This is a genomic window from Arthrobacter castelli DSM 16402 (assembly GCF_000430705.1).
GTDB lineage: Bacteria > Actinomycetota > Actinomycetes > Actinomycetales > Micrococcaceae > Arthrobacter_C > Arthrobacter_C castelli.
In genome coordinates this window covers 94,117-115,086 of sequence record NZ_AUMN01000016.1, presented here as the reverse complement: position 1 = coordinate 115,086, position 20,970 = coordinate 94,117, and the positions used below count along the sequence as shown (strand labels likewise).

Here is a 20,970-nt window from a genome sequence, read left to right as displayed (position 1 = left end):
CACCCCGTAATGCTGGATGGTCCGCCAGTGCACCTGCAGGAACTCATAGGCCAATTCCGGCCGGGCGGGAAGCCGCAGCACACCGGTGCGGGCCCGGCCGATATCGAACAACTCCGCCGGGGAGAAGAACATCCCCGGCAGGTCGGGCAGTTGCAGGCTCGAGTGCTTCGTTCCGTGATAGACGGTCCCGACCCATTCGCGGATCAGCTGCTCCATCTCCGTGACCAACAAGTACGCCTGATCCTCGATATCCTTGCCGCGTGAATAGACGTCCGGGCCCTTATAGGCAGGCAGGTGCTGCAGGAACGATTCCCGCAGTGTCCTGAAGAACCGCTCCACTGCCGGTTTGTCCGTCGGCTTATGCGGAATCGCCGGCTGCACATTAATCCCCAGCCGGGCGCAGGCACCAATCACATGATCAGACACATACTGCTTGCCGTGATCGACCACCACCGTCGACGGCACACACCCCCGATCCAAGGCCTCTTCACCGCCGGGGACGAGAACATTCTTCGGCACACCGTGATACGGAAAACCATCCCCGGCATCGTCACCGGCCGGTGGGCGCACCACCTGGAACAGGACATTGGCGACATCGCCGGATTTCGTCGACACGGGCGATAGCCGCAGGCCCAGGATGCAGCGGCTGAACAAATCAATGGCCACCGTCAGCTCGGTCGGCACCCACCGTCCGGTGACCGGTTCCATCGCGAACACATCCAACGGCGTCGTATCCAACAACACGTACTCGCCCGGATACGACGGATTCAACCGCCCATACACGCCCTCTGGCCGTTCAGCCACCGATCGGCGTCCCCGCCCCGAACCAAACGAATGCCTGCCCTTGGCCAACTCATTAAGCCTCCGATAGGCCGCCGTCTTCCCCGGCGCCGGAACCACGCCCTCACCATGGACCCGGGCCACTTCGGCATTGACCCGGCGGATCACCGCATCCCTCGTCGGCGTCGAGGCATACACCGCCGCATCCAGAACCTGCACACACGCCGCATCCCACCGCGGATCAACACGCGAATCGTACTTCTGCATTGTTCTGCTATCGGCCAGTCCTGCGATACCTGACGTCTTATAGGCGGCCATCCGGCGCCATAGAGTCCTCTCCGAGATGCCCAGCTTCCGTGCCGTTTCTGCATACAGTGCCCGTGCCGAGGCTTCTCCTCCCTCAGCTTCTGCCTGGAGCAGAGACAGCAAGGGCTCTTCCATCGCTTTGAGCTTTGCCAACTGCTTGTCAGTCAAGGCAGTAATGAGAATTCCCAGGGGATCCTCTGATTCAGCTGGCAATTCCTCAGTGTTGATAACCGCTGCTTCTGAGAATGCACCAACGCCCACCTCGCGCATGGTCGCACCCTTGCGGATCCGTACGCCCCGCCCGGTGACTTCGTCCACCTGCCAGAGCGCTCCTTCGAACCAGACATTGGCACCAACGCGGATTTCAATGCTCGACATAATTTGCTCCCACTCCAACATCAAGGACCGTCTCACCTGATAACGGACGCCGCAGGTCGGTGCTCAGGAGCTGCTTCCACATCAAATGCAGCAGAGCAGATCTGACCTGTTCTTCGTCGTGTGTTCGCGCTGTTTCCTTAATCAGCGCGTTGATGGTTGTCCCAGGGGTGAAACGGTCCAGGAGTGCAACCACAGCAGATTGACTGATCAATTCCGCGCGGCGGGCGGAACCAAGGAAACGAACGTTCCTCAACAGGAAGACATCAGCACCGGTCCACACCTCATACGCCCACCCCTTGCGCGCGCACAATGCACCCGTCCAGTCGAATACCTCACGGATTTCCGGCCGCGCCGCGGCCTTAGCCGGTTTCACATCCACCAGGACATGGCCACGCTGCGTCGACTTCAACAAAAAGTCGGGCGCATGACGCCGCACCTTTCCCGATACCATGCCTTCGATCCACAGCGGCTGACTGGTAATAGTCGTGATATCCGGATCAAAATCAGCAAGCCATAACCGATCGAGCTCCAACAGAGACTCGTACACCAGGTGGGCATCAATGGTCGCGGACCAGAACAACCCTGAATAGTTGCTCTGCCCAGAACGCGAATCGGGAACGCGCACCGGATAAGCATCCAGAATAGTCGCCGCATCCGCTTCGAGCCACGGGACGCTGACCTCTCCCCTAACGCGGCAGAAGTACCTCGCAGTCGCATCCAGACGGTCAGCCCGGCTCATGCACCAAGTATTGCCCCCGCTGACATGAAACGCGGAAATTGACACGCTGCTGACACGAAATCCGGAAATTGACAGATTAACGCGGAACCTACACTACAGTTATCCACAATGTTCACAGGCGATCAATCGAAAGTTATCCACACCTGTGGGGAAATATTGTGTGGACAAGTAGGTCAACCCTGTCACGTAGGGGAAGGAGCGGTATTCACACCTGTGGAATTACATGTGTGTAAGTTGTCCCCACTGTGGATGAGTCGTGTGGATAACTTTGAAGATCGCGGTTCGTCCACAAGTGCAGCGGGCGCGTAGCAGGTCTGAAACGGCCCGACTCTAGATCCAGATACGTGCCGCTCCGAGGGCGAGCAGGATCAGCACTACGCCGGTCAGGCCGGCGGCTTGGATCAATGTGCGGTGCTTGCCCCGGGGGGCGTATGCGATGGCGGCAGCGGCCAATCCGCCGGCGACGAGGCCGCCGAGATGCGCCTGCCAGGCAATATTGGCCACGACGAATCCCAGCACGGCGTTTATCGCAATCAGGATCACCAACTGGCGCACATCGCCGCCACGCTGCCGTTGAACAACAAACAAGGCACCAAACAGCCCAAATACCGCACCCGAAGCACCAATGACGAGAGTCGTCACCGGTGAAAGCAGCAGCACGCCGACGGACCCGCCGAATGCTGAAATCAGATAGAGCGCGAGGAACCGCGTCCTTCCCAACAGCGGTTCAAGAGACTGGCCTATCAACCACAGGATGTACATGTTGAAGACAATGTGGAGGAAGAAGCTCTGCGAATGCAGGAAAGAGGCCGTGAGCATGCGCCATGGCTCCAGCAGCGTGTAGACGGGAGCATAGCCGAACATCTGCGTCAGCCCCGGGACAACGAACTGCAGTATGAAGACTGCCACGCTTGCCCCGATCAACGAATAGGTCACGATCGGTTTGCCCGGCCGGACAGCCCCGCCGTACACAGTCCGGTGCGACGGGGCTGTCCGCGAAGATTCCTTCACGCAGTCGACGCATTGCACGCCAACGGAAGCCGTCCGCTGGCATTCTCCACAGACCGGGCGGCCGCAGCGTTGGCAGCGCACATACGAAACTCTGTCCTCGTGACGGGGACAGACTGGAACCTCCTGCGAAGGGCCGGAGGCCTGCATTCCATAACTCACGTGTATTGGCTCCTCTGGGCCAGTTGGACCCTCCCCTGCGGTCCGTCAACGCCCCCCGGCGGGTGCCGGGGGGCCAGTATGGGGAATCGACTAGAGTTGTTCGACGTCGACAGTCTCGATGGCAACGTCCTGGCGTGGCTTATCCCGACCATCGGTTTCAACGTTGTTCAGTTTGTCCACGACAGCCTTCGACTCGTCGTCAGCCACCTCGCCGAAGATGGAGTGTTTGCCCTGGAGCCACGTGGTCGCGGTGGTGGTGATGAAGAATTGTGAACCGTTGGTGCCGCGGCCCATCTGGATTCCGGCGTTGGCCATCGCCAGCTTGTACGGTTCGGTAAAATCGAGATCAGGGCTGATTTCGTCGTCGAACTGGTAGCCGGGCCCGCCAACACCCTGGCCGAGCGGGTCGCCACCTTGAATCATAAAGTCTTTGATGATGCGGTGGAAGATGACGCCGTCGTACAACGGGGCGCTGGTTTCCTCGCCGGTCTCCGGGTGGGTCCAAGTGCGGGCACCCGTGGCCAGATCCACGAAGTTCTTCACCGTCTTCGGCGCATGATTGCCGAACAGGTTTACGACGATATCGCCGAGATTGGTATGGAAGGTCGCTTTGGCGGTGGGAATAGCAGTCATGAGCCCATTCTTTCATGACGCCCGACGACGGCGGCACGGCGGCAGTGCCGTTTAGCGGTGAGTGAAAATCCATGGCCGCCGGAACAACGAATAGCGCAGCACCGGCGTAACACGTAGGCTTAGCACAAGGTTAGAGACCATCCTCGGGAGGTAACTGTGAAGAAAACTGACCACAAGACCCGCGACTTTCAAGACAATGTCTACTCGGGAGTCGCACAAGCCCGGGACTGGGCAGGGCCGAAATTCGAATCCGGAATGAACTGGGCCGTTCCCCGGCTTGAACGCGGCATCGAGTCTGCCTCACCGAAGGTGCAGGAAGGTGTGAGGCGCGCTGCCGACGGGGTCGCCGGCGGAGTGGCAACAGTCACTCCGAAGATCCAGGACGGACTTGACCGCATGGCACCTCGCATTTCGGGCGCCGTCGATCAGGCCACCCCGCGCATCCAGGCCCAATTGGACCGGGCGACGCCGGCTATCAATCAGGCCAGGGACCGGGTCGTCGACGATTATATTCCGCAGGTGTCCAACCGGCTCAGCACGGCAGCGGATTCCTTTGCCAGCCGGCTCGATGACACGGAGGTGTCCCCGCAGTTCGATGCGTTCGTCACCCGGGTCACCGGGGACAAGAAGGCAGTGGCCAAGGCGAAGAAGGCCGCCACCAAGGCTGCCAAGCAGGCATCCAAGGATTTGAAAGTCAAGAAGAAGTCGGGCGGTAAGGTCTGGCTGGTTCTTGGCATTCTGTTTGCCGCTGCAGCGGCGGGTGCGGCCGCTTGGCGCGCTTCCAAGCCTGTTGAGGATCCGTGGAAGACACCCGCGCCCACCAGCCCGGCATTCCGTGACAGCAGCACTGCCGCCACTTCGGGAACCACCGGCACGGGTGCCGGAAGCACGACGGCAACGACGGCCACCGCGGAGCAGACCCCGGCTGCAAAAAGCGAATCCGCAGCGGACAAGTCGGACGAAGCAAAGAAGGATTCCAAGGAACCACAGGCTGAAACCCGGGCCGCCGCCAAGGAGGCTGAAGCCAACAGTCAGAATGGCAACCGCAGCACCAGCTAATCGGCTGTGAAGCAATGCCAAGGGGCCTTCCGGATGATCCGGAAGGCCCCTTGGCTTTTAACCTGCTGATACGTCGGCGGCTGGACACACACATTCTTGCCGCTTACCCGTTTTCATCGGCAGGCAATAAAAAACCCGGCCGGCACTGATGCCGGCCGGGTCATTTCCCGGTGGAGGCAAGGGGACTCGAACCCCTAACCCCCTGCTTGCAAAGCAGGTGCGCTACCAATTGCGCCATGCCCCCGAGGGCCCGTCCATCCACTCCCGGCACGATCGCCGGGAAAGATGCACGGTGTTCAGTCCACCTTGTCGGTCGACTGATTCCAGACGGATTTCTCCGCTTCTGAATCCTGCCACTTCTTATAGGCCAGTACACCGGCGATTGCCGTTGCCACAACAAACAACTTCTTCATGGTGTTCTCCTGACCTTCCTCAGTGGCAGTTGGTGGGCGTACCAGGACTTGAACCTGGGACCTCTTCGTTATCAGCAAAGCGCTCTAACCGTCTGAGCTATACGCCCGTCTGCCGTCTCGGGCCAAGACACGACATTACCTTAGGTGCCATGCCCTGCTCAAATCAGTCGTCTGTCAGGGTGACTCCGATTCCCCCGACCAGGGTGGAGGAAATGTTGTAGAGAATGGCAGAGAGCATGGCCAGCGCGGTCAACAGCACTACATTGACGACGGCGATGATAGTTGCGAACGAGGCCACCTGGCCCAGCGAAGCGAATTCCCTCAGGTCGAATGGCTGTCCGCCTTCGGAGCCCATAATCGAGTCCAGCAGTCCGTTGACGCGGTCAAAAATGCCGGTGAGGTCCAATACCGTCCACAGCACGATCGAAGCGACCACTGTGACAATTCCCAACGCCACGGAAAGCAGGAAAGCCAGCTTCAGCACCGACCATGGATCGACCTTGCTGACGAGCAGCCGTGCACGGCGTACCTTGGCCTTCGGCGCGGGCCGGACCAATCCGGGCTTGGATCCGGGAGGTTGCTGCCCGCCGGACCCGGAACCGGAGGAACCGTAGCGGTTGGGCGAGTTTCCAGCCGCACTCTGCTGCGGCTGTGCAGGTCCGCCGGACTTTGGAGCGCTGGAGGGCTGGGGCCGACGCGCCTGGCTGGACGTGCCCCGCTGGTTGGAGTTGGTCGTGCTCACTCGGTACCTCCATTAGTGTCAGGCTCAGCAGTTCCCTCATCCTGGGAAATGCCTTCGGCCTGCTGATTTGGATTCAACGGTACTTCATCAGAGGGGGTGGGTGCAGGCTCATCCGCGCCGATAACGGCAGGTTCGTCCGAATCCTCAGCATCTTCATCGACAGCTGCCAGGTTTCGTTCACTATTGCGTGCGACGGCGATGATCCTGTCGTTCTTGTCCGGTTTGGCAAACACCACTCCCATGGTGTCCCGGCCCTTGGCGGGTACGCCGGTAACGCTGGAGCGCACCACCTTTCCGCCGTTCATCACCACCAGCACCTCATCGCCTTCCTGGACGATCCGCGCGCCGGCGAGACCGCCGCGCTCCTCAACCAGGTTGGCCACCTTGATGCCGAGCCCGCCGCGGCCCTGCAGCCGGTACTGATCCACAGCTGTGCGCTTTGCGTATCCGCCCTCGGTGACAGTGAAGACAAAGGAATCATCAGTCACCACTTCCGCCGCGAGCAGTTCGTCCTGCTCCCGGAACTTCATCCCGGTCACACCCGAAGTGGCCCGGCCCATCGGGCGCAGCGCTTCGTTGGTGGCCGTGAAACGCAGCGACTGACCCTTGCGGGAGACCAGCATCAGGTCGTCAGTTTCGAACACTAGCTGGGCGGAGACCAGTTCGTCGTTCTCGCGCAGATTGATGGCGATCACGCCGGCCGAACGATTGGTGTCGTAGTCTTCAAGCCGGGTCTTCTTCATCAACCCGTTCTTGGTGGCCAGCACTAGATACGGCGCCTGATTGTAGTCCCGCAGATCCAGTACCTGGGCGATTTCCTCATCCGGCTGGAACGCCAGGAAGTTAGCCACATGCTGTCCCTTGGCATCGCGCGCCGCCTCAATGAGCTCGTATGCCTTCGCCCGGTACACACGCCCCAGGTTGGTGAAGAACAACAACCAGTGATGGGTGGTGGTGACGAAGAAATGCTCGACGACGTCGTCACCGCGCAACTGTGCCCCGCGGATGCCCTTGCCGCCGCGATTCTGCGAACGGTAGTTGTCGCTGCGGGTACGCTTCACGTAGCCGCCGCGGGTGATGGTGACCACCATTTCCTCTTCGGGAATGAGGTCCTCCATGCTCATGTCGCTGTCGTAACCGCGCATGATCTCGGTGCGGCGGTCATCGCCGTGCTTCTCCACGAGGTCGGCGAGCTCGTCGCTGACGATGCCGCGCTGCATCTCCTCGGAGGCGAGGATCTCCTTGTAGCTGATGATCTTGCGTTCCAGTTCGTCGTGCTGGTCCTGGATCTTCTGGCGCTCCAAGGCGGCCAGCCGGCGCAGCTGCAGGTCCAAAATTGCCTGGGCCTGTTGTTCATCGATGGAGAGCAGATCCATCAGTCCATGCCGCGCGTCCTCGACGGTCTGCGACCTGCGGATCAAGTTGATCACGTCATCGAGCGCGTCCAAGGCCTTCAGGTACCCGCGCAGGATATGGGCAGCCTCTTCAGCCTTGCGCAGCCGGTATCGGGTACGCCGCACGATGACATCCAACTGGTGGGTGACCCAATGCCGGATGAAGGCATCCAGACTCAGCGTGCGCGGCACGTCGTCGACAATGGCGAGCATGTTCGCGCTGAAGTTCTCCTGCAGCTGGGTGTGCTTATAGAGGTTGTTCAGCACCACCTTGGCAATCGCATCCCGCTTAAGGACGATCACCAGCCGCTGCCCGGTCCGTCCGGACGTTTCATCACGCAGGTCGGCAATGCCCTGGACCTTGCCGTCCTTGACCAGTTCGGCAATCTTGATAGCCAGGTTGTCCGGGTTCGCCTGGTACGGCAGTTCGGTGACAACAAGACAGGTGCGGCCCTGGATCTCCTCCACATTGACCACCGCACGCATGGTGATCGAGCCGCGGCCGGTCCGGTACGCGTCCTCAATGCCGCGGTGGCCCAGGATTTGGGCGCCGGTCGGGAAGTCGGGCCCCTTGATCCTCACGATCAGGGCCTCCAGCAATTCCTCTTTGCTGGCCTCAGGATGGGCCAGCAGCCACTGCACACCCTCGGCCACTTCGCGGAGGTTGTGGGGCGGGATATTAGTGGCCATGCCGACGGCGATACCGGACGAACCGTTGACCAGCAGGTTGGGAAAGCGCGACGGCAGGATCGTTGGTTCCTGGTTTTTGCCGTCGTAGTTGTCCTTGAAATCGACGGTCTCCTCGTCGATGTCCCGGACCATTTCCATGGCCAGCTGCGCCATCTTGGTCTCGGTGTAACGCGGCGCCGCGGGGGAATCGTTACCCGGGGAGCCGAAGTTGCCCTGGCCGAGCGCCAGCGGGTAGCGCATGGTCCAGTCCTGGATGAGCCGCACCAGCGCATCGTAGATGGCCATGTCCCCGTGCGGGTGGTACTGGCCCATCACTTCGCCGACGACGCGGGCGCACTTGTTGAAGGAACGGTCCGGACGGTAGCCGCCGTCGAACATGGCATACAGCACCCGACGGTGCACGGGCTTCAAGCCGTCGCGGACATCGGGCAAGGCACGGCCAATGATGACTGCCATGGCGTAGTCCAGATAGGAGCGCTGCATTTCGAGCTGCAGGTCCACCTGTTCCACACGGTCGACCATTGTCGCGCCGGCCACCACTTCGCCCTCCACCGGCGTCTCGTCCGCAGGATTTTCAGGAGTTTCGTCGCTCATACTTTCCCAGTTCCGTTCGTAATCTCATCGAATGCCAACATCGCTTGTCCACGTCCGGCCAACGTCCTGAGCTTCCCGGCGCAAACGAACTTCTAAGAGAAGAGCCCGGGTTCCCTTCCCGAGCTTGCGAGGGAGAGGGGAGACTCTGAACGTTAAAGCGCCTACAGAAGCTCAAAACTTTTGGCCTAGATGTCGAGGAAGCGCACGTCCTTGGCATTCTGTTGAATGAAGTTGCGGCGCATCTCCACGTCTTCGCCCATCAGTACGGAGAAGATCTGGTCGGCAGCCGCAGCATCGTCCATCGTGACCTGCATCAGAGTCCGGTGGTCGGGATCCATCGTGGTGTCCCACAGTTCGGTGTAATCCATTTCGCCCAGGCCCTTGTACCGCTGGATTCCGTTGTCCTTGGGGATCCGACGACCGGCAGCGAGCCCATCCTGCAGCACCGCATCCCGCTCACGGTCACTGAACACGTAGTCGTGCGGGGCGTTGGACCACTTGATCCGGTACAGCGGCGGTTGGGCAAGGTACACGTAGCCGTGCTCCACCAACGGACGCATATACCGGAAGAGTAATGTAAGCAGCAGCGTGGTGATGTGCTGGCCGTCGACGTCGGCATCGGCCATCAGCACGATCTTGTGGTACCTGGCCTTCTCGACGTCGAAATCCTCTCCGATGCCGGCGCCGAAGGCGGTAATCATGGCCTGGATCTCGGCGTTGCCCAGTGCCTTGTCCAGCCGCGCCCGTTCCACGTTGAGGATCTTTCCCCGCAGGGGGAGGATCGCCTGGGTTTCGGGGTCGCGGCCGCGCATGGCGGAGCCGCCGGCCGAGTCACCCTCAACAATGTAGATCTCCGACTTGGTCGGATCCTTGGACTGGCAGTCCTTGAGCTTGCCGGGCATCCCGCCTGACTCCAGCAATCCTTTCCGTCGCGTATTCTCGCGGGCCTTGCGGGCCGCCAATCGTGCCTGGGAGGCCTGGATGGATTTCCGAATGACGTCCCTGGCGGCAGTGGGATTACGATCCAGCCAATCACCAAGCAAGTCGTGAACTGCCTTCTGGACAAAGGTGCGTGCCTCGGAGTTTCCCAGCTTGGTCTTGGTCTGGCCCTCGAACTGCGGCTCGCCCAGCTTGACGGAGATGACCGCGGTCAGCCCTTCCCGGATGTCGTCACCGGTGAGGTTTTCGTCCTTTTCCCTGATCAGGTTCTTGTCCCGTGCGTAGCGGTTGATCAGAGAGGTCATGGCAGCGCGGAATCCTTCTTCGTGGGTGCCGCCCTCATGGGTATTAATGGTGTTGGCGTAAGTGTGGACGCTCTCTGAATACGCCGTCGTCCACTGCATCGCCATTTCCAGCGCGATTTCGCGTTCCCCATCCTCCGTTTCGAAGGAGATGACGTCCTCGTGGATGACGTCGACCTTCTTCGACGAATTCAGATAAGTGACATAGTCGAGCAGGCCGTTGTCGTACCGGTACACCACCTGGCGGTGTTTCGGTTCCTGGGCTTCTTCATCGGCCAGTTCATCGCCATCGTCTTCGATGGTCCGCTCGTCAGTCAGCGAGATGGTCAGTCCCTTGTTCAGGAACGCCATCTGCTGGAAGCGGGCGCGCAGGGTTTCGAAATCGTAGTCGGTGGTTTCAAATATTCCTGTGTCGGCATAAAAGGTCTGGGAGGTTCCAGTCTCGTCGGTTGCCTCACCCTTGATCTGGTCGCCGTCCGGGTGCCCGCCGTTGCTGAACCGCTGATACCAGGTGAAACCCTTCTGCTTGACGACGGTATCAACCCGACTCGAGAGGGCGTTAACCACGGAAATACCCACTCCGTGCAGGCCGCCCGAGACGGCATAGCCGCCGCCACCGAACTTACCGCCGGCATGGAGCATGGTCATCACCACCTGGACGGTGGGACGGTTTTCCCTGGGATGCATTTCCACCGGGATACCGCGGCCGTTGTCCACCACGCGGACGCCGCCGTCTTCGAGGAGAGTCACCTCAATGTGAGTGCAGTATCCCGCCAGGGCCTCATCCACAGAGTTATCCACAACTTCGTACACAAGGTGGTGCAGTCCTCGTGGTCCAGTGGAGCCAATGTACATGCCTGGCCGTTTGCGAACCGCTTCCAGGCCTTCCAATACCGTGATGTCGTCGGCACCATAGCCATTTACGGTCGGAACTGAATCAGTTGGGTGATCGGGGTTAACCGGGTCTTCATTAGCCACAGGCGTTGTCTACTCCTATTTGAGAGGCTGGAGGCACAAAACAGTCACCGGTGCTGTACAGGCCGCACCGTGACTTCTTCTCTCTATTCTACCTTGTCCGGGGCCTCGCCACGGCACATAACCTGCCCTGCGCGGCCAATAATGCCGGTTTAGAGCGATTCGAAGACCGGTGGCAAAGATTCCACACACGCCAGGGCCCCTCTGAGGCCCCATGAGCCGTTGCATCGCTTTAATTAGTTATCCACAAGTCTGGACCAAGGGCGCCGCAACAATGGCTACCCGTAGGTGTCTCTGGGGCCCCGTCCATTCACCGCCCGGTTGCCTTTCCGCCAGCTCGGAGCGGCCGGGCCCATAACGTGAATGCGGGTCACGACGCCTTGGCCCAGTTCGGCATCGAACTTGGCCAGCAGGTTCGGACTCAGCAGTCGCAATTGCGTGGCCCAGGCTGTCGAGTCGCACCGCACTGCCACGGTGGTGTCAGCAAAACTGTCCGGCCGGCAATGGGCTGCAATTTCGGGACCCACCAGTGCGTCCCATTGCGCCATGACCGAGCCGACTGCCACCGGCGCTGTCCAGCCACGTTCTTTGACCAGTCGGTCGACTACGTTACTCAAGCCTTGCGGATCCCGGCCGCCTTCCTGGCGACTGCGCCCGTTGCGGCGCCGTTCCTTCCGGTGCGGGGGCGGCTGGCCGGCTTTCGACCGGCGTTCGCCGCGGGCAAGTGCCGCCTCCCTCATCCGGTTAAGCACGGAGCTGGCCGCGTCGATGTCTTCGCTTCCTTCGCCGGAACCTCCCGGGGGGTCCTGCTCCGGTTTGTCATTCATCGACGCTCACCGACCCGGCGGCCACCTTGATCTGGCGTCCCTGAAGGGTATCCGGAACGTCGGCCGCCACCGCCGCGGTGACCAACACCTGCTCGGCTGTCGCTACGATGTCGGCCAGCCGCTGCCGGCGGTGGGTGTCCAGCTCGGCGAAGACGTCGTCGAGGATCAGGATCGGTGCCGCTCCGGCAGTCTCATCGTCCGCTAGGAAAACATAGTAGGAGGCCAGTCTCAGCGACAGCGCCATGGACCACGTTTCACCGTGGGAGGCGTACCCCTTGGCGGGGGCGGGGCCCAGCATCAGTTCCACCTCGTCCCGATGTGGTCCCACCAATGAGAGCCCGCGTTCGACCTCCTTGGCTTGCTGCGATTGGAAAGCATCCATGAATCGTGATGTCAGTTCGTCCACAGTCAGCGCGGATAAGTCATCGGCATTGGCATCGACTCCGGACTCTGCACTTCCGTCGTCGCTCAGCGTTGTCTGCAGGCTCGAACGATACCTGGCCCCGGCCGCCTTCGATCCATCGGTGAGGTCGTTGTATGCCCGTGCAATGTGCGGTTCCAGTTGCCGAAGCAGATCGAGCCGCGCACGCAACAGCCGGGCTCCGGCCACGGCCATATGCTGGTTCCACACATCCAGCGTCGACCGGTGGGCATCGGTGAACTTTCCACTGGCCCGGGCGGACTTGAGCAAGGCGTTGCGTTGTTTCAACACCCGCTCGTAATCGCTGCGGGTGGCCGAGTGGTGCGGCACCAGCGAAACCAGCAGATCGTCGAGAAACCGGCGCCGGCTGGATGGATCGCCCTTCACCAGCGCCAGATCTTCCGGGGCAAACAGCACCGTCCGGCAGATGCCCAATGCGTCCCTGGCCCGGACCGGGTTGGCCCGGTTGATCCGGGCCCGGTTGGATTTACCGGCGTTGATTTCCATTTCGACGGCGGTGCCCTGTTGTCCACGGCGCAGCCGTGCACGCACCATGGCCCGTTCCTGACCGAAGCGGATCAATGGTCCATCGGAGCTGACGCGGTGCGACGACATGGTTGCCAAATACCCCAAGGCCTCGACGATGTTGGTCTTGCCCAACCCGTTCGGACCAACGAAGACGGTGGCACCAGGCTCAAGCGCAATATCCAGCTGCGAGTAGCTGCGGAAATCAGTCAACGAAAGGAATTCTGCGTACACCTGCTAAACAATCCCTGCCATACCGGAACCCGTTTTGTGCCGCACCATACTATTCGTCGGCCGGCCGGACCGCATGGCCGCCAAATTGGTGGCGCAGTGCGGCGATGGCCTTCATCGATGGAGCGTCGTCCTGCCGCGAAGAGAACCGGGCGAAAAGCGCTGCTGTGATGGCCGGTGCCGGAATACCATGTTCAATAGCTTCCTCCACCGTCCAGCGTCCTTCGCCTGAATCTTCCACATACCCGGAGGTGCGGGATAATTCCGGATCTTCTTCGAGAGCCTTAACCAGCAGATCCAGCAACCAGGAACGGACCACCGTCCCGTTCTGCCACGCCCGGAACGTGCCGTGCACATCGTCGATAATGTCTTTGGACTGCAAGATCTCATAGCCCTCGGCGAAAGACTGCATTAGCCCATACTCGATACCGTTATGCACCATCTTGGCGTAATGGCCGGCACCCGTTTTCCCTGCATGGACAAAGCTCAGTTCCCTCGCACCATCGGGACGCAACGCATCGAAGACAGGCATCGCAGCCTCGATATCATCGGCCTCGCCGCCGGCCATCAACGCATACCCTTCGTCGCGTCCCCAGACGCCTCCGGAGACGCCGACGTCGATGAACGCGATGTTCTGCTCCGCCAGCATGTCCCGATGTTTGGTGTCATCGGTGAACTTGGAATTGCCGCCGTCGATAATGATGTCCCCGGCCGATAGTTCGGCTGCCACTTCGCTAATCAAACTGGTAGTGACCTCACCAGCCGGCACCATGACCCACACGGTTCGCGGTGAGGGCAGAGCAGCAGCCATCTCCTTGATGCTTGCCGCGTCGCTTCGATCCTGATTACGGTCGTAGCCGGTGACATCCAGGCCGTTGGATCGCATGCGCGCACGCATGTTGAAACCCATTTTGCCCAGTCCGACTAAGCCAATGTGCACCGTGATCAACCCTCCTGGAACGATTCGCCGCCGACAATAGCCGGGATTGCGTACCGCGGTTACTGATTAGGCAGCCGCACCGGCATCAACAGATACCTGTACTTGTCGTCGTCGTCGCCATCGATGTCTTCCTGGGCGGATACCACGGCAGGCTTCGGCGGGGTGGTGAAGGAAAACCGAACGTACTTGCTGTCGAAAGCGTTCAAGCCTTCGCTAAGGTAATGCGGGTTGAAGGCGACGGTGATTTCCTCGCCGGTCAGCGTCGCGTCAATCGCTTCGGAAGCCTGTGCATCCTCGCCGGTGCCGGCGTCGAGGCTCAATTGGCCATTGGTGAATGCCAGCCGCACTGGCGTGTTCCGCTCTGCGACCAATGCCACACGGCGGACGGCTTCCACCAGTGTGCTTGTCTCAACGGTGGCGTGGATCGGGGTGTTGTCGGGAAAGAGCGACCGGATTTTGGGATATTCCCCGTCCACCAGCAAGGAGGTGGTGCGACGGCCCCCGCTTTCGAACCCGATCAATTCGCTGTTTCCTGACAGGGCGATGTTCAAGTCACCTGCCCCGCCCAGCGACTTGGCCACTTCGTTGAGCGTCTTTGCCTTGACCAGCGCCGAGGTCGAAATGCCGGGTGTGGCAGGCTTCCAGGCGACTTCACGCATGGCCAACCGATACCTGTCGGTCGCCAGCATGGTGATCAGGTCGTCTTCGAATTCCATCCGTACGCCGGTCAGGATGGGCAGGGTGTCATCCCGGCTGGCAGCGATAATCACCTGCGATACGGCCTGGGCGAAAGCATCGCCATCGACGACACCGCTGACATCGGGCAGGGCCGGCAGTTCCGGGTAGTCCGCCTCAGGCATCGTGGCGAGATTGAACCGGCTGCTGCGGCAGGTCAAAGTCACCTTGGAACCGTCTGTTTCAACTTCGACCGGGGCGGACGGCAGGCTGCGGCAAATATCGGCCAGCAGCCGGCCGGAGACGAGGATAGTTCCTTCTTCAGCGATATCGGCCGGGATCTCCAGGCGGGCCGATATTTCGTAATCGAAGCTGGCCAGGCTCAGGGTCCCTTCGGATGCCTTAAGCAGCAGTCCCGAGAGCACCGGAACGGGTGGGCGAGGTGACAGGGATCGGGCGGTCCACGTTACGGCCTCGGTCAGGACATCCCGCTCGACTCTGAACTTCACGCTACCGTGCCGCCTTTCACGATGGACTACTGATCCGTTGGTTCCCGACAGCCACCAACTGTACCCCTGATTGCGGAATATCGACCGACGGTTGTTTACTCCGAACAGCTTAGCGGCAGGACGAGGGTTCGTGCACCGTACCAATGCCTTCCGGTGTGACAGATCGGTGAACGGGATCTGTCGGATAGGCAGGTGTTATTTGAACGAGTTTCAAATTTTTTAAGATTCGTAGTGTTAATAAGTCCTGTTGAAACTGTGGATAACCGCTTCCACCGCGTTGTCTGTGCCGTTCATGCTTGTTGATACATTGTGGGCCGTTCAGCATGTCCGTTGTTGGTGCTTGGGGACAAAGAACCGCGGTTTTAAGCGGATCCACAGAGACCTGGCAAGTTATCCCCATGGCAATCCCGTTCGTCCACGAACGTGTCCACAACGTTTTCCACAACTGTTAACGGCCCTCCGTGGCAGCGCCGGATCCATGTGGGGAAGCGGTGGAGGGCTATCCTTCGCGCTGCTGATGTTTGATGGCATTCGTCAGCTCAGTCACCTGGTTGTAGATCACCCTGCGCTCTGCCATCAGTTCCCGGATTTTCCGGTCGGCATGGATCACGGTCGTATGGTCGCGTCCGCCCAGTTCCTGGCCGATCTTCGGCAAGGACATGTCCGTCAGCTCCCGGCACAGATACATGGCGATCTGCCGGGCCGTGACCAGCGTGCGGGTACGGGACTTGCTGCAGAGTTCATCCATACTGAGTTTGAAGTAGGCAGCCGTCTGCCCCAAGATCGTGGCAGCTGTGATTTCGCGGACGTCGTCGCTGATCAGATCCTTGAGGACGGTCTCGGCCAAGGCAACATCCACCTCCTGCCGGTTCAGGCTGGCAAAGGCGGTAACCCGGATGAGCGCACCTTCAAGTTCCCGGATGTTGGTGGAAATTTTCGAGGCGATGTATTCGAGCACATCATCCGGTGCTGAAAGCCCTTCTCCCGCTGCCTTCTTACGCAGAATGGCGATCCTGGTTTCCAATTCCGGCGGCTGCACGTCAGTGAGCAGTCCCCACTCAAAACGTGAACGCATCCGGTCTTCGAACCCGGAAAGCTGTTTCGGTGGTTGGTCCGAAGTGATGACCACTTGCTTGTTGTGGTTGTGCAGTGCGTTGAATGTGTGGAAGAACTCTTCCTGAGTGGCTTCCTTGCCGGAGAGGAACTGGATGTCATCGATCAGCAGAATATCGACGTTGCGATAGATCGACTTGAAGCTGGTGCCCTCGTCGTCCCGGATGGAGTTAATGAACTCGTTGGTGAACTCTTCGGAATTGACGTACCGGACTCGCACGCCGTCGTAGAGGTGGCGGACGTAATGGCCGATGGCGTGGAGCAGGTGGGTCTTGCCCAGTCCCGATTCGCCATAAATGAACAGCGGGTTGTAGGCCTTGGCAGGCGCCTCAGCGACTGCGACTGCGGCGGCATGGGCGAAGCGGTTGGACGAACCGATCACGAACGAGTCGAACACATATTTCGGGTTCAGCCGCCCGAACTCCTGGGGATCGCTGGCCGGCTGGCCTGCTGCGTCGGCCGGAGCAGGCACTGGGGAAGGGCCCGGCATCGGACGGGGAACAGCGTCCGGCTCTTCTTCATGGACCGGAGTGAGGTCGGCGTCAATGGAAAATGCGCACAAGATGTCGTCGACAAAGACCGAACGCAGTGCCTCGTTCAACTGTGATTTCAACTGAGTCTGCATGACTTCACGCGTCAGCTCGTTGGGCACCGCCAGCAACAGCGTGGTGCCGATCAACCCCAAGGGCTGGGCCAGTACCACAAACGCACGGTGCCGGGGAGACACACGATCGTCTTCCTTGAGGATCTGCACTACTTGTCGCCATGAACTGCCGACGTCGTTTAATTCGTCAGTGCTCACAGGAAGACCCCTTCAGGATGTTGGTGCTATGGGAAAATCACTCTCCACAGAGTTATACACAGTCGGTGGATAAATGATCCATCCGGATAGCCTAGATCAACTCTGTTTCAGAACATAGCTGGGATCCGCCTTGTGGAAAGCGTCGAATGATGTGTACGTGACAGGTGTTTCCCAGGCAGGGACACGCCCCGGTTTTCCACACACATACGGGGGACCGGAGTCGACTGCCTCCGAATGTACGGTTTGACTGCCATACATGCACTCGCCTAACGTTGTGTAGTCCTATCTGTCCGCCGTGCGGCAGCAGTGCCCCGGCTGTTCGGCCAGTTCACCTACGAACTGGTTGACAAAGAAAGATGAGTGGACGCGAAACACTTACCATCGTTCCTACCCGTATGGATGGGTAGGAACACCCTTGACGTCTTGGAGTTATTACCGTGAGCAAGCGGACTTTTCAGCCGAATAACCGCCGTCGTGCCCGGAAACACGGTTTCCGTGCCCGGATGCGCACTCGTGCGGGGCGCGCCATCCTGGCCACCCGCCGCAACAAGGGCCGCGCCGAACTGTCCGCCTAAGGTCGATTCGCAGCCAGATGGCGAGCAGATAACGCGGGACTGAAGCGCCTATGCTGCCAGTCGGGAATCGAGTGCGGACCTCCGGCGAATTCTCCCGCACAGTTCGTTCCGGTACCCGTTTCGGGTGCCGGAACTTAGTGTTGTATGCGGACCTGACAGCGCAGGGTGAGGCCACCCGGGCAGGGTTTATCGTATCGAAGTCGGTGGGAAACGCAGTTACGCGTAACCTAGTTAAGAGAAGGTTGCGCGAACTCGCCCGACTGATGATTGCGGAGCATCCTGCAGGGGTCTCCGTAGTTGTCCGGGCCTTGCCGCCTGCGGCTGCCGCATCGTGGCAGCAGTTAGCCAAGGATTATCAGCGAGCGTGGGCAAAGGTCGTGGGCCGTATCGGCACCGTGAACCCCGTGTGGACGGAGAAAGGGCAGGAGCGATGACCCAGCAGGGCTCTTCAGACGTTCCCGCCCATCAGCGGGTCGGCATATTCGTGTGGCGGCTGCCGCAACTGGTCCTGATCAGTATGGTGAAGCTGTACCGCAAGGCCGTCTCCCCTGCCTATGGGCAGGTCTGTCGTTTCTTCCCTTCGTGCTCGGCTTACGCACTGGAAGCGGTTACGGTACACGGAGCGGTGAAAGGCACGTGGCTGGCTCTGCGCAGAGTCGGGCGGTGTCATCCATGGAACCTCGGCGGCGTGGATCACGTTCCAGCTGGTAAGAAGCAGTGGAACGACCCAGCGGACGCCCCTGAGATAGTTGTGCTGAATCACCCCGAGATTCCCTCGGATGTAGAGGGTCGCAGCGCGGCCTGAGGAGCGTAGAAGAGCATGTTCGAATTTATTGACACCATCCTGTGGCCATTCAGCTGGCTAGTGTCGATCATCATGATCGGCTTCCACGAGGCCTTTACATTCCTGGGGATGAACCCGGCATCAGGATGGGCATGGACGTTCTCCATCGTTGGTCTTGTGCTGGTGATCCGGGCGGCCTTGATCCCCGTGTTCGTCAAGCAGATCAAGGCCCAACGCGGTATGCAGGCATTGCAGCCGGAGCTGCGGGCCCTGCAGAAGAAGTACAAGGGCAAGACCGACCAGCTCTCGCGCCAGGCTATGACCCAGGAACAGATGGCGCTGTATAAGGAGCACGGGACCAACCCATTCTCGGCCTGTCTGCCGATGTTGATCCAGATGCCCTTCTTCTTCTCCCTGTTCAGGCTGCTAAACGGCGTCTCGCAAGCCGCTGACGAGGGCACCACAGTTGGTGCGCTCAGCAGCCAGCAAGTCCAAGAGTTCGACTCCGGGCAGATTTTCGGGGCGCCGCTGTCCGCTTCTCTGGTTCAGGGCGGCGGGGGCGATAGTCAAGCAACTGTCGTCATCCTGTCGTTGTTGATGATTATCGCGATGACGGCCTCGCAGTTCATTACGCAGAAGCAGATCATGTCAAAGAACATGTCTGAAGAGGCGATGGCCAGCCCATTCATGCGGCAGCAGAAGATGATGCTGTACTTGTTGCCTTTGGTATTCGCCATTGGCGGTATCAACTTCCCCATCGGCGTGCTGGTCTACTGGACCACCACCAACGTGTGGACGATGGCACAGCAGTTCTTCGTGATTCGCCGGATGCCCACCCCGGGTTCGCCTGCCGCCAAGGCCCGGGAGGAACGCCGGGCGCGGAAGGGACTGGCGGTTGACGGCGAAAAGAGTGACCAGGCAGCCGTAGAAACCCCCGCTGCCCCTCGTGGTCAGCGTCAACAACCTGTACGTAAGAATAGGAAGAAACGATGACGACTGAGCGCTTAGAAGATACTGACGGACAGGAAGCTACCGAAGCTGCCGCGGAAACATCGGCAGAGCCGGCTTCGGGCCGCCTTGAAGAAGAAGGCGATGTTGCGGCTGACTACCTCGAGGAACTGCTCGATATCGCAGATGTGGATGGAGATATCGACATCGAGGTCCGCAACGGGCGCACGTACATTTCCATCGTTTCCGAAGACGATGATAACAACTCATTGCAGCAACTGGTCGGCCAGGATGGAGAAGTTCTGGAAGCGCTCCAGGAGTTGACACGGCTCTCTGTACTGAGCGCAACTGAGAATCGTTCGCGCTTGGTGTTGGATATCTCCGGCTTTCGTGAAGGCCGCAAGGGGACACTGACGAAACTCGCTGAGGACGCGGTCGCCAGTGTGAAGGCGTCAGGCGAGGATTACGCGTTGGAGCCGATGAGTGCTTACGAGCGGAAGATTGTCCACGACGTCGTCGCCGATCTTGGATTTGTCAGTGAGTCCGAGGGCGAAGGCTCAAAGAGGCACATCGTTGTGTCCGGTCCTGCCGAATAAGCGGACCATCGGATTGCCGCACGGACAGCCTGGGCGGCGCTGTGCCGAACCCATGATGAGCGAAATATCCGAGACAGAGTTGAACGCCGCTCACCGGTTATTTGGTGAACGCTTCAGTCTGGCTCAGCGATTCGTCGGGCACCTCGCCACCACCGGAATCGAACGCGGGCTCCTTGGACCCCGGGAAGTTCCCAGGTTATGGAACCGGCACGTGCTCAATTGTGTTGTTGTAGAAGAGCTTATCGGTGAGGGAAACCGCGTGGCCGACGTCGGCAGCGGTGCGGGGCTTCCGGGCGTGGCCCTGGCCATTGCCCGCCCTGATCTCTGCCTGACTCTGATTGAGCCGCTGGAGCGTCGCGTCGACTGGTTGGACGAGGTCTGTTCGGACTTGGGGCTCGACAATGTGCGGATTGTCCGCGGACGGGCTGAGCAAGTCACCGATACCGTTGAGGCGGACGTAGTGACGGCGCGTGCTGTATCTGCCTTGGCTAAACTGGCTCCCATCACCATCCCCCTGGTGCATGGAAAAGGCGAAATACTGGCCATTAAGGGGCGCAGCGGCGCAGAGGAGTTGTCCAAAGCCCAGTCGACCATCCGCCGTCTTGGTGGACGGGACACATCAATTGTCAGCATGGGGGCGGATGTGCTGGAGGAGCCGACTACTGTGGTCCGCATCGTAGTTGGCGGCTAGCAGGAGCACCAATACCAGCACAAGCGCCCGAACTTCGGCAGGGTTTGGCAGGTCATTGCAAGGCGTGCCGTAAATGACCCGTTAGGCTGGAGGGGACGTATTACCCACCCGAGAAAGTGAGTGTTGGCCGGTGAGGTTCAAAGACTCGTTGAAGCGCATTCCTCCGCTTGATGCGCTCGGGTCCTCACTCTCAACCCAAACTGCCGAAAGTCAACCGGA

General features: G+C 60.1%; 20 protein-coding genes and 2 tRNA genes. 7 read left to right on the top strand and 15 right to left on the bottom strand.

Annotation, left to right across the window (positions count from 1 at the left end):
- The 4 genes from H535_RS0116665 to H535_RS0116650 form a co-directional block, all read right to left on the bottom strand.
- The coding region (locus H535_RS0116665; protein ID WP_051299451.1) for a helix-turn-helix domain-containing protein at positions 1-1,464 on the bottom strand (1,464 nt) is incomplete at its 3' end.
- The gene (locus H535_RS26195; protein WP_081416760.1) at positions 1,451-2,203 is read right to left on the bottom strand and encodes a TnsA-like heteromeric transposase endonuclease subunit; all 753 of its coding nucleotides are present in this window, start codon (positions 2,201-2,203) and stop codon (positions 1,451-1,453) included. The genes H535_RS0116665 and H535_RS26195, both read right to left, overlap by 14 nt.
- Before the next feature lie 330 nt (positions 2,204-2,533).
- On the bottom strand, positions 2,534-3,373 hold the full coding sequence (locus tag H535_RS0116655) for a rhomboid family intramembrane serine protease (protein WP_026820432.1): 840 nt from the start codon (positions 3,371-3,373) through the stop codon (positions 2,534-2,536).
- Between the two features lie 90 nt (positions 3,374-3,463).
- Positions 3,464-4,006: a peptidylprolyl isomerase gene (locus H535_RS0116650; RefSeq protein ID WP_026820431.1), complete on the bottom strand. Its 543-nt coding sequence runs from the start codon at positions 4,004-4,006 to the stop codon at positions 3,464-3,466.
- A 156-nt stretch (positions 4,007-4,162) separates the two neighbouring features.
- On the opposite strand from H535_RS0116650, the gene H535_RS26190 reads away from it, so the two are divergent.
- Complete coding sequence (locus tag H535_RS26190; protein ID WP_035770022.1) at positions 4,163-5,065, top strand: hypothetical protein; 903 nt, start codon at positions 4,163-4,165, stop codon at positions 5,063-5,065.
- Positions 5,066-5,236: 171 nt separating this feature from the next.
- Here the strand turns inward: H535_RS26190 and H535_RS0116640 are convergent.
- The 11 genes from H535_RS0116640 to dnaA form a co-directional block, all read right to left on the bottom strand.
- Positions 5,237-5,309, bottom strand: a tRNA-Ala gene (locus H535_RS0116640).
- Between the two features lie 52 nt (positions 5,310-5,361).
- Complete coding sequence (locus H535_RS29685) at positions 5,362-5,478, bottom strand: DLW-39 family protein (protein WP_211236616.1); 117 nt, start codon at positions 5,476-5,478, stop codon at positions 5,362-5,364.
- A 30-nt stretch (positions 5,479-5,508) separates the two neighbouring features.
- Positions 5,509-5,585 (bottom strand) — tRNA-Ile (locus tag H535_RS0116630).
- Between the two features lie 56 nt (positions 5,586-5,641).
- Entirely contained in the window at positions 5,642-6,220 is a 579-nt protein-coding gene (locus H535_RS26185) for a DUF3566 domain-containing protein (protein ID WP_051299449.1), read from the bottom strand.
- Positions 6,217-8,898, bottom strand: a complete 2,682-nt coding sequence (gyrA, locus tag H535_RS0116620; protein ID WP_026820430.1) for a DNA gyrase subunit A — start codon at positions 8,896-8,898, stop codon at positions 6,217-6,219. The genes H535_RS26185 and gyrA overlap by 4 nt, the downstream gene beginning before the upstream one ends.
- Before the next feature lie 185 nt (positions 8,899-9,083).
- Entirely contained in the window at positions 9,084-11,117 is a 2,034-nt protein-coding gene (gene gyrB, locus H535_RS0116615) for a DNA topoisomerase (ATP-hydrolyzing) subunit B (RefSeq protein WP_026820429.1), read from the bottom strand.
- Positions 11,118-11,392: 275 nt separating this feature from the next.
- Complete coding sequence (locus tag H535_RS0116610; protein ID WP_026820428.1) at positions 11,393-11,941, bottom strand: DciA family protein; 549 nt, start codon at positions 11,939-11,941, stop codon at positions 11,393-11,395.
- Positions 11,934-13,121 carry a DNA replication/repair protein RecF gene (recF, locus tag H535_RS0116605; RefSeq protein WP_026820427.1) on the bottom strand — a complete coding sequence of 396 codons (1,188 nt, stop codon included), beginning with the start codon at positions 13,119-13,121 and terminating at the stop codon, positions 11,934-11,936. The genes H535_RS0116610 and recF overlap by 8 nt, the downstream gene beginning before the upstream one ends.
- A 49-nt stretch (positions 13,122-13,170) precedes the next feature.
- Positions 13,171-14,058, bottom strand: a complete 888-nt coding sequence (gene gnd / locus H535_RS0116600) for a phosphogluconate dehydrogenase (NAD(+)-dependent, decarboxylating) (protein ID WP_026820426.1) — start codon at positions 14,056-14,058, stop codon at positions 13,171-13,173.
- A gap of 59 nt (positions 14,059-14,117) precedes the next feature.
- The gene (gene dnaN, locus H535_RS0116595; RefSeq protein ID WP_026820425.1) at positions 14,118-15,242 is read right to left on the bottom strand and encodes a DNA polymerase III subunit beta; all 1,125 of its coding nucleotides are present in this window, start codon (positions 15,240-15,242) and stop codon (positions 14,118-14,120) included.
- Positions 15,243-15,741: 499 nt separating this feature from the next.
- Complete coding sequence (gene dnaA, locus H535_RS0116590; protein WP_026820424.1) at positions 15,742-17,157, bottom strand: chromosomal replication initiator protein DnaA; 1,416 nt, start codon at positions 17,155-17,157, stop codon at positions 15,742-15,744.
- A gap of 437 nt (positions 17,158-17,594) precedes the next feature.
- Here dnaA and rpmH point away from each other — a divergent pair, with 437 nt between their 5' ends.
- The 6 genes from rpmH to rsmG are packed head-to-tail and all read left to right on the top strand — an operon-like array spanning position 17,595 to position 20,751.
- A complete protein-coding gene (rpmH, locus tag H535_RS28580) occupies positions 17,595-17,732 on the top strand; it encodes a 50S ribosomal protein L34 (protein WP_081416759.1) in 138 nt (45 codons plus the stop codon).
- Between the two features lie 50 nt (positions 17,733-17,782).
- Positions 17,783-18,166, top strand: coding sequence for a ribonuclease P protein component (rnpA, locus tag H535_RS26180; RefSeq protein WP_051299448.1), 384 nt, complete (start codon positions 17,783-17,785; stop codon positions 18,164-18,166).
- Positions 18,163-18,537 carry a membrane protein insertion efficiency factor YidD gene (gene yidD / locus H535_RS0116580; protein ID WP_026820423.1) on the top strand — a complete coding sequence of 125 codons (375 nt, stop codon included), beginning with the start codon at positions 18,163-18,165 and terminating at the stop codon, positions 18,535-18,537. The genes rnpA and yidD overlap by 4 nt, the downstream gene beginning before the upstream one ends.
- 15 nt (positions 18,538-18,552) lie before the next feature.
- On the top strand, positions 18,553-19,509 hold the full coding sequence (gene yidC, locus H535_RS0116575; RefSeq protein WP_026820422.1) for a membrane protein insertase YidC: 957 nt from the start codon (positions 18,553-18,555) through the stop codon (positions 19,507-19,509).
- Positions 19,506-20,060 carry a Jag family protein gene (locus H535_RS0116570; protein ID WP_026820421.1) on the top strand — a complete coding sequence of 185 codons (555 nt, stop codon included), beginning with the start codon at positions 19,506-19,508 and terminating at the stop codon, positions 20,058-20,060. The genes yidC and H535_RS0116570 overlap by 4 nt, the downstream gene beginning before the upstream one ends.
- A 55-nt stretch (positions 20,061-20,115) precedes the next feature.
- On the top strand, positions 20,116-20,751 hold the full coding sequence (rsmG, locus tag H535_RS0116565) for a 16S rRNA (guanine(527)-N(7))-methyltransferase RsmG (RefSeq protein WP_026820420.1): 636 nt from the start codon (positions 20,116-20,118) through the stop codon (positions 20,749-20,751).
- Positions 20,752-20,970 lie beyond the last annotated feature (219 nt).

What these genes read in the sequence shown, in the direction of transcription:
- H535_RS26195 (WP_081416760.1), bottom strand. Translation starts at nt 2,203, where the DNA reads ATGAGCCGGGCTGACCGTCTGGATGCGACTGCGAGGTACTTCTGCCGC.
- H535_RS0116650 (WP_026820431.1), bottom strand. Translation starts at nt 4,006, where the DNA reads ATGACTGCTATTCCCACCGCCAAAGCGACCTTCCATACCAATCTCGGC.
- H535_RS29685 (WP_211236616.1), bottom strand. Translation starts at nt 5,478, where the DNA reads ATGAAGAAGTTGTTTGTTGTGGCAACGGCAATCGCCGGTGTACTGGCC.
- gyrA (WP_026820430.1), bottom strand. Translation starts at nt 8,898, where the DNA reads ATGAGCGACGAAACTCCTGAAAATCCTGCGGACGAGACGCCGGTGGAG.
- H535_RS0116610 (WP_026820428.1), bottom strand. Translation starts at nt 11,941, where the DNA reads ATGAATGACAAACCGGAGCAGGACCCCCCGGGAGGTTCCGGCGAAGGA.
- rnpA (WP_051299448.1), top strand. Translation starts at nt 17,783, where the DNA reads ATGCTGCCAGTCGGGAATCGAGTGCGGACCTCCGGCGAATTCTCCCGC.
- yidD (WP_026820423.1), top strand. Translation starts at nt 18,163, where the DNA reads ATGACCCAGCAGGGCTCTTCAGACGTTCCCGCCCATCAGCGGGTCGGC.
- yidC (WP_026820422.1), top strand. Translation starts at nt 18,553, where the DNA reads ATGTTCGAATTTATTGACACCATCCTGTGGCCATTCAGCTGGCTAGTG.
- H535_RS0116570 (WP_026820421.1), top strand. Translation starts at nt 19,506, where the DNA reads ATGACGACTGAGCGCTTAGAAGATACTGACGGACAGGAAGCTACCGAA.
- rsmG (WP_026820420.1), top strand. Translation starts at nt 20,116, where the DNA reads ATGAGCGAAATATCCGAGACAGAGTTGAACGCCGCTCACCGGTTATTT.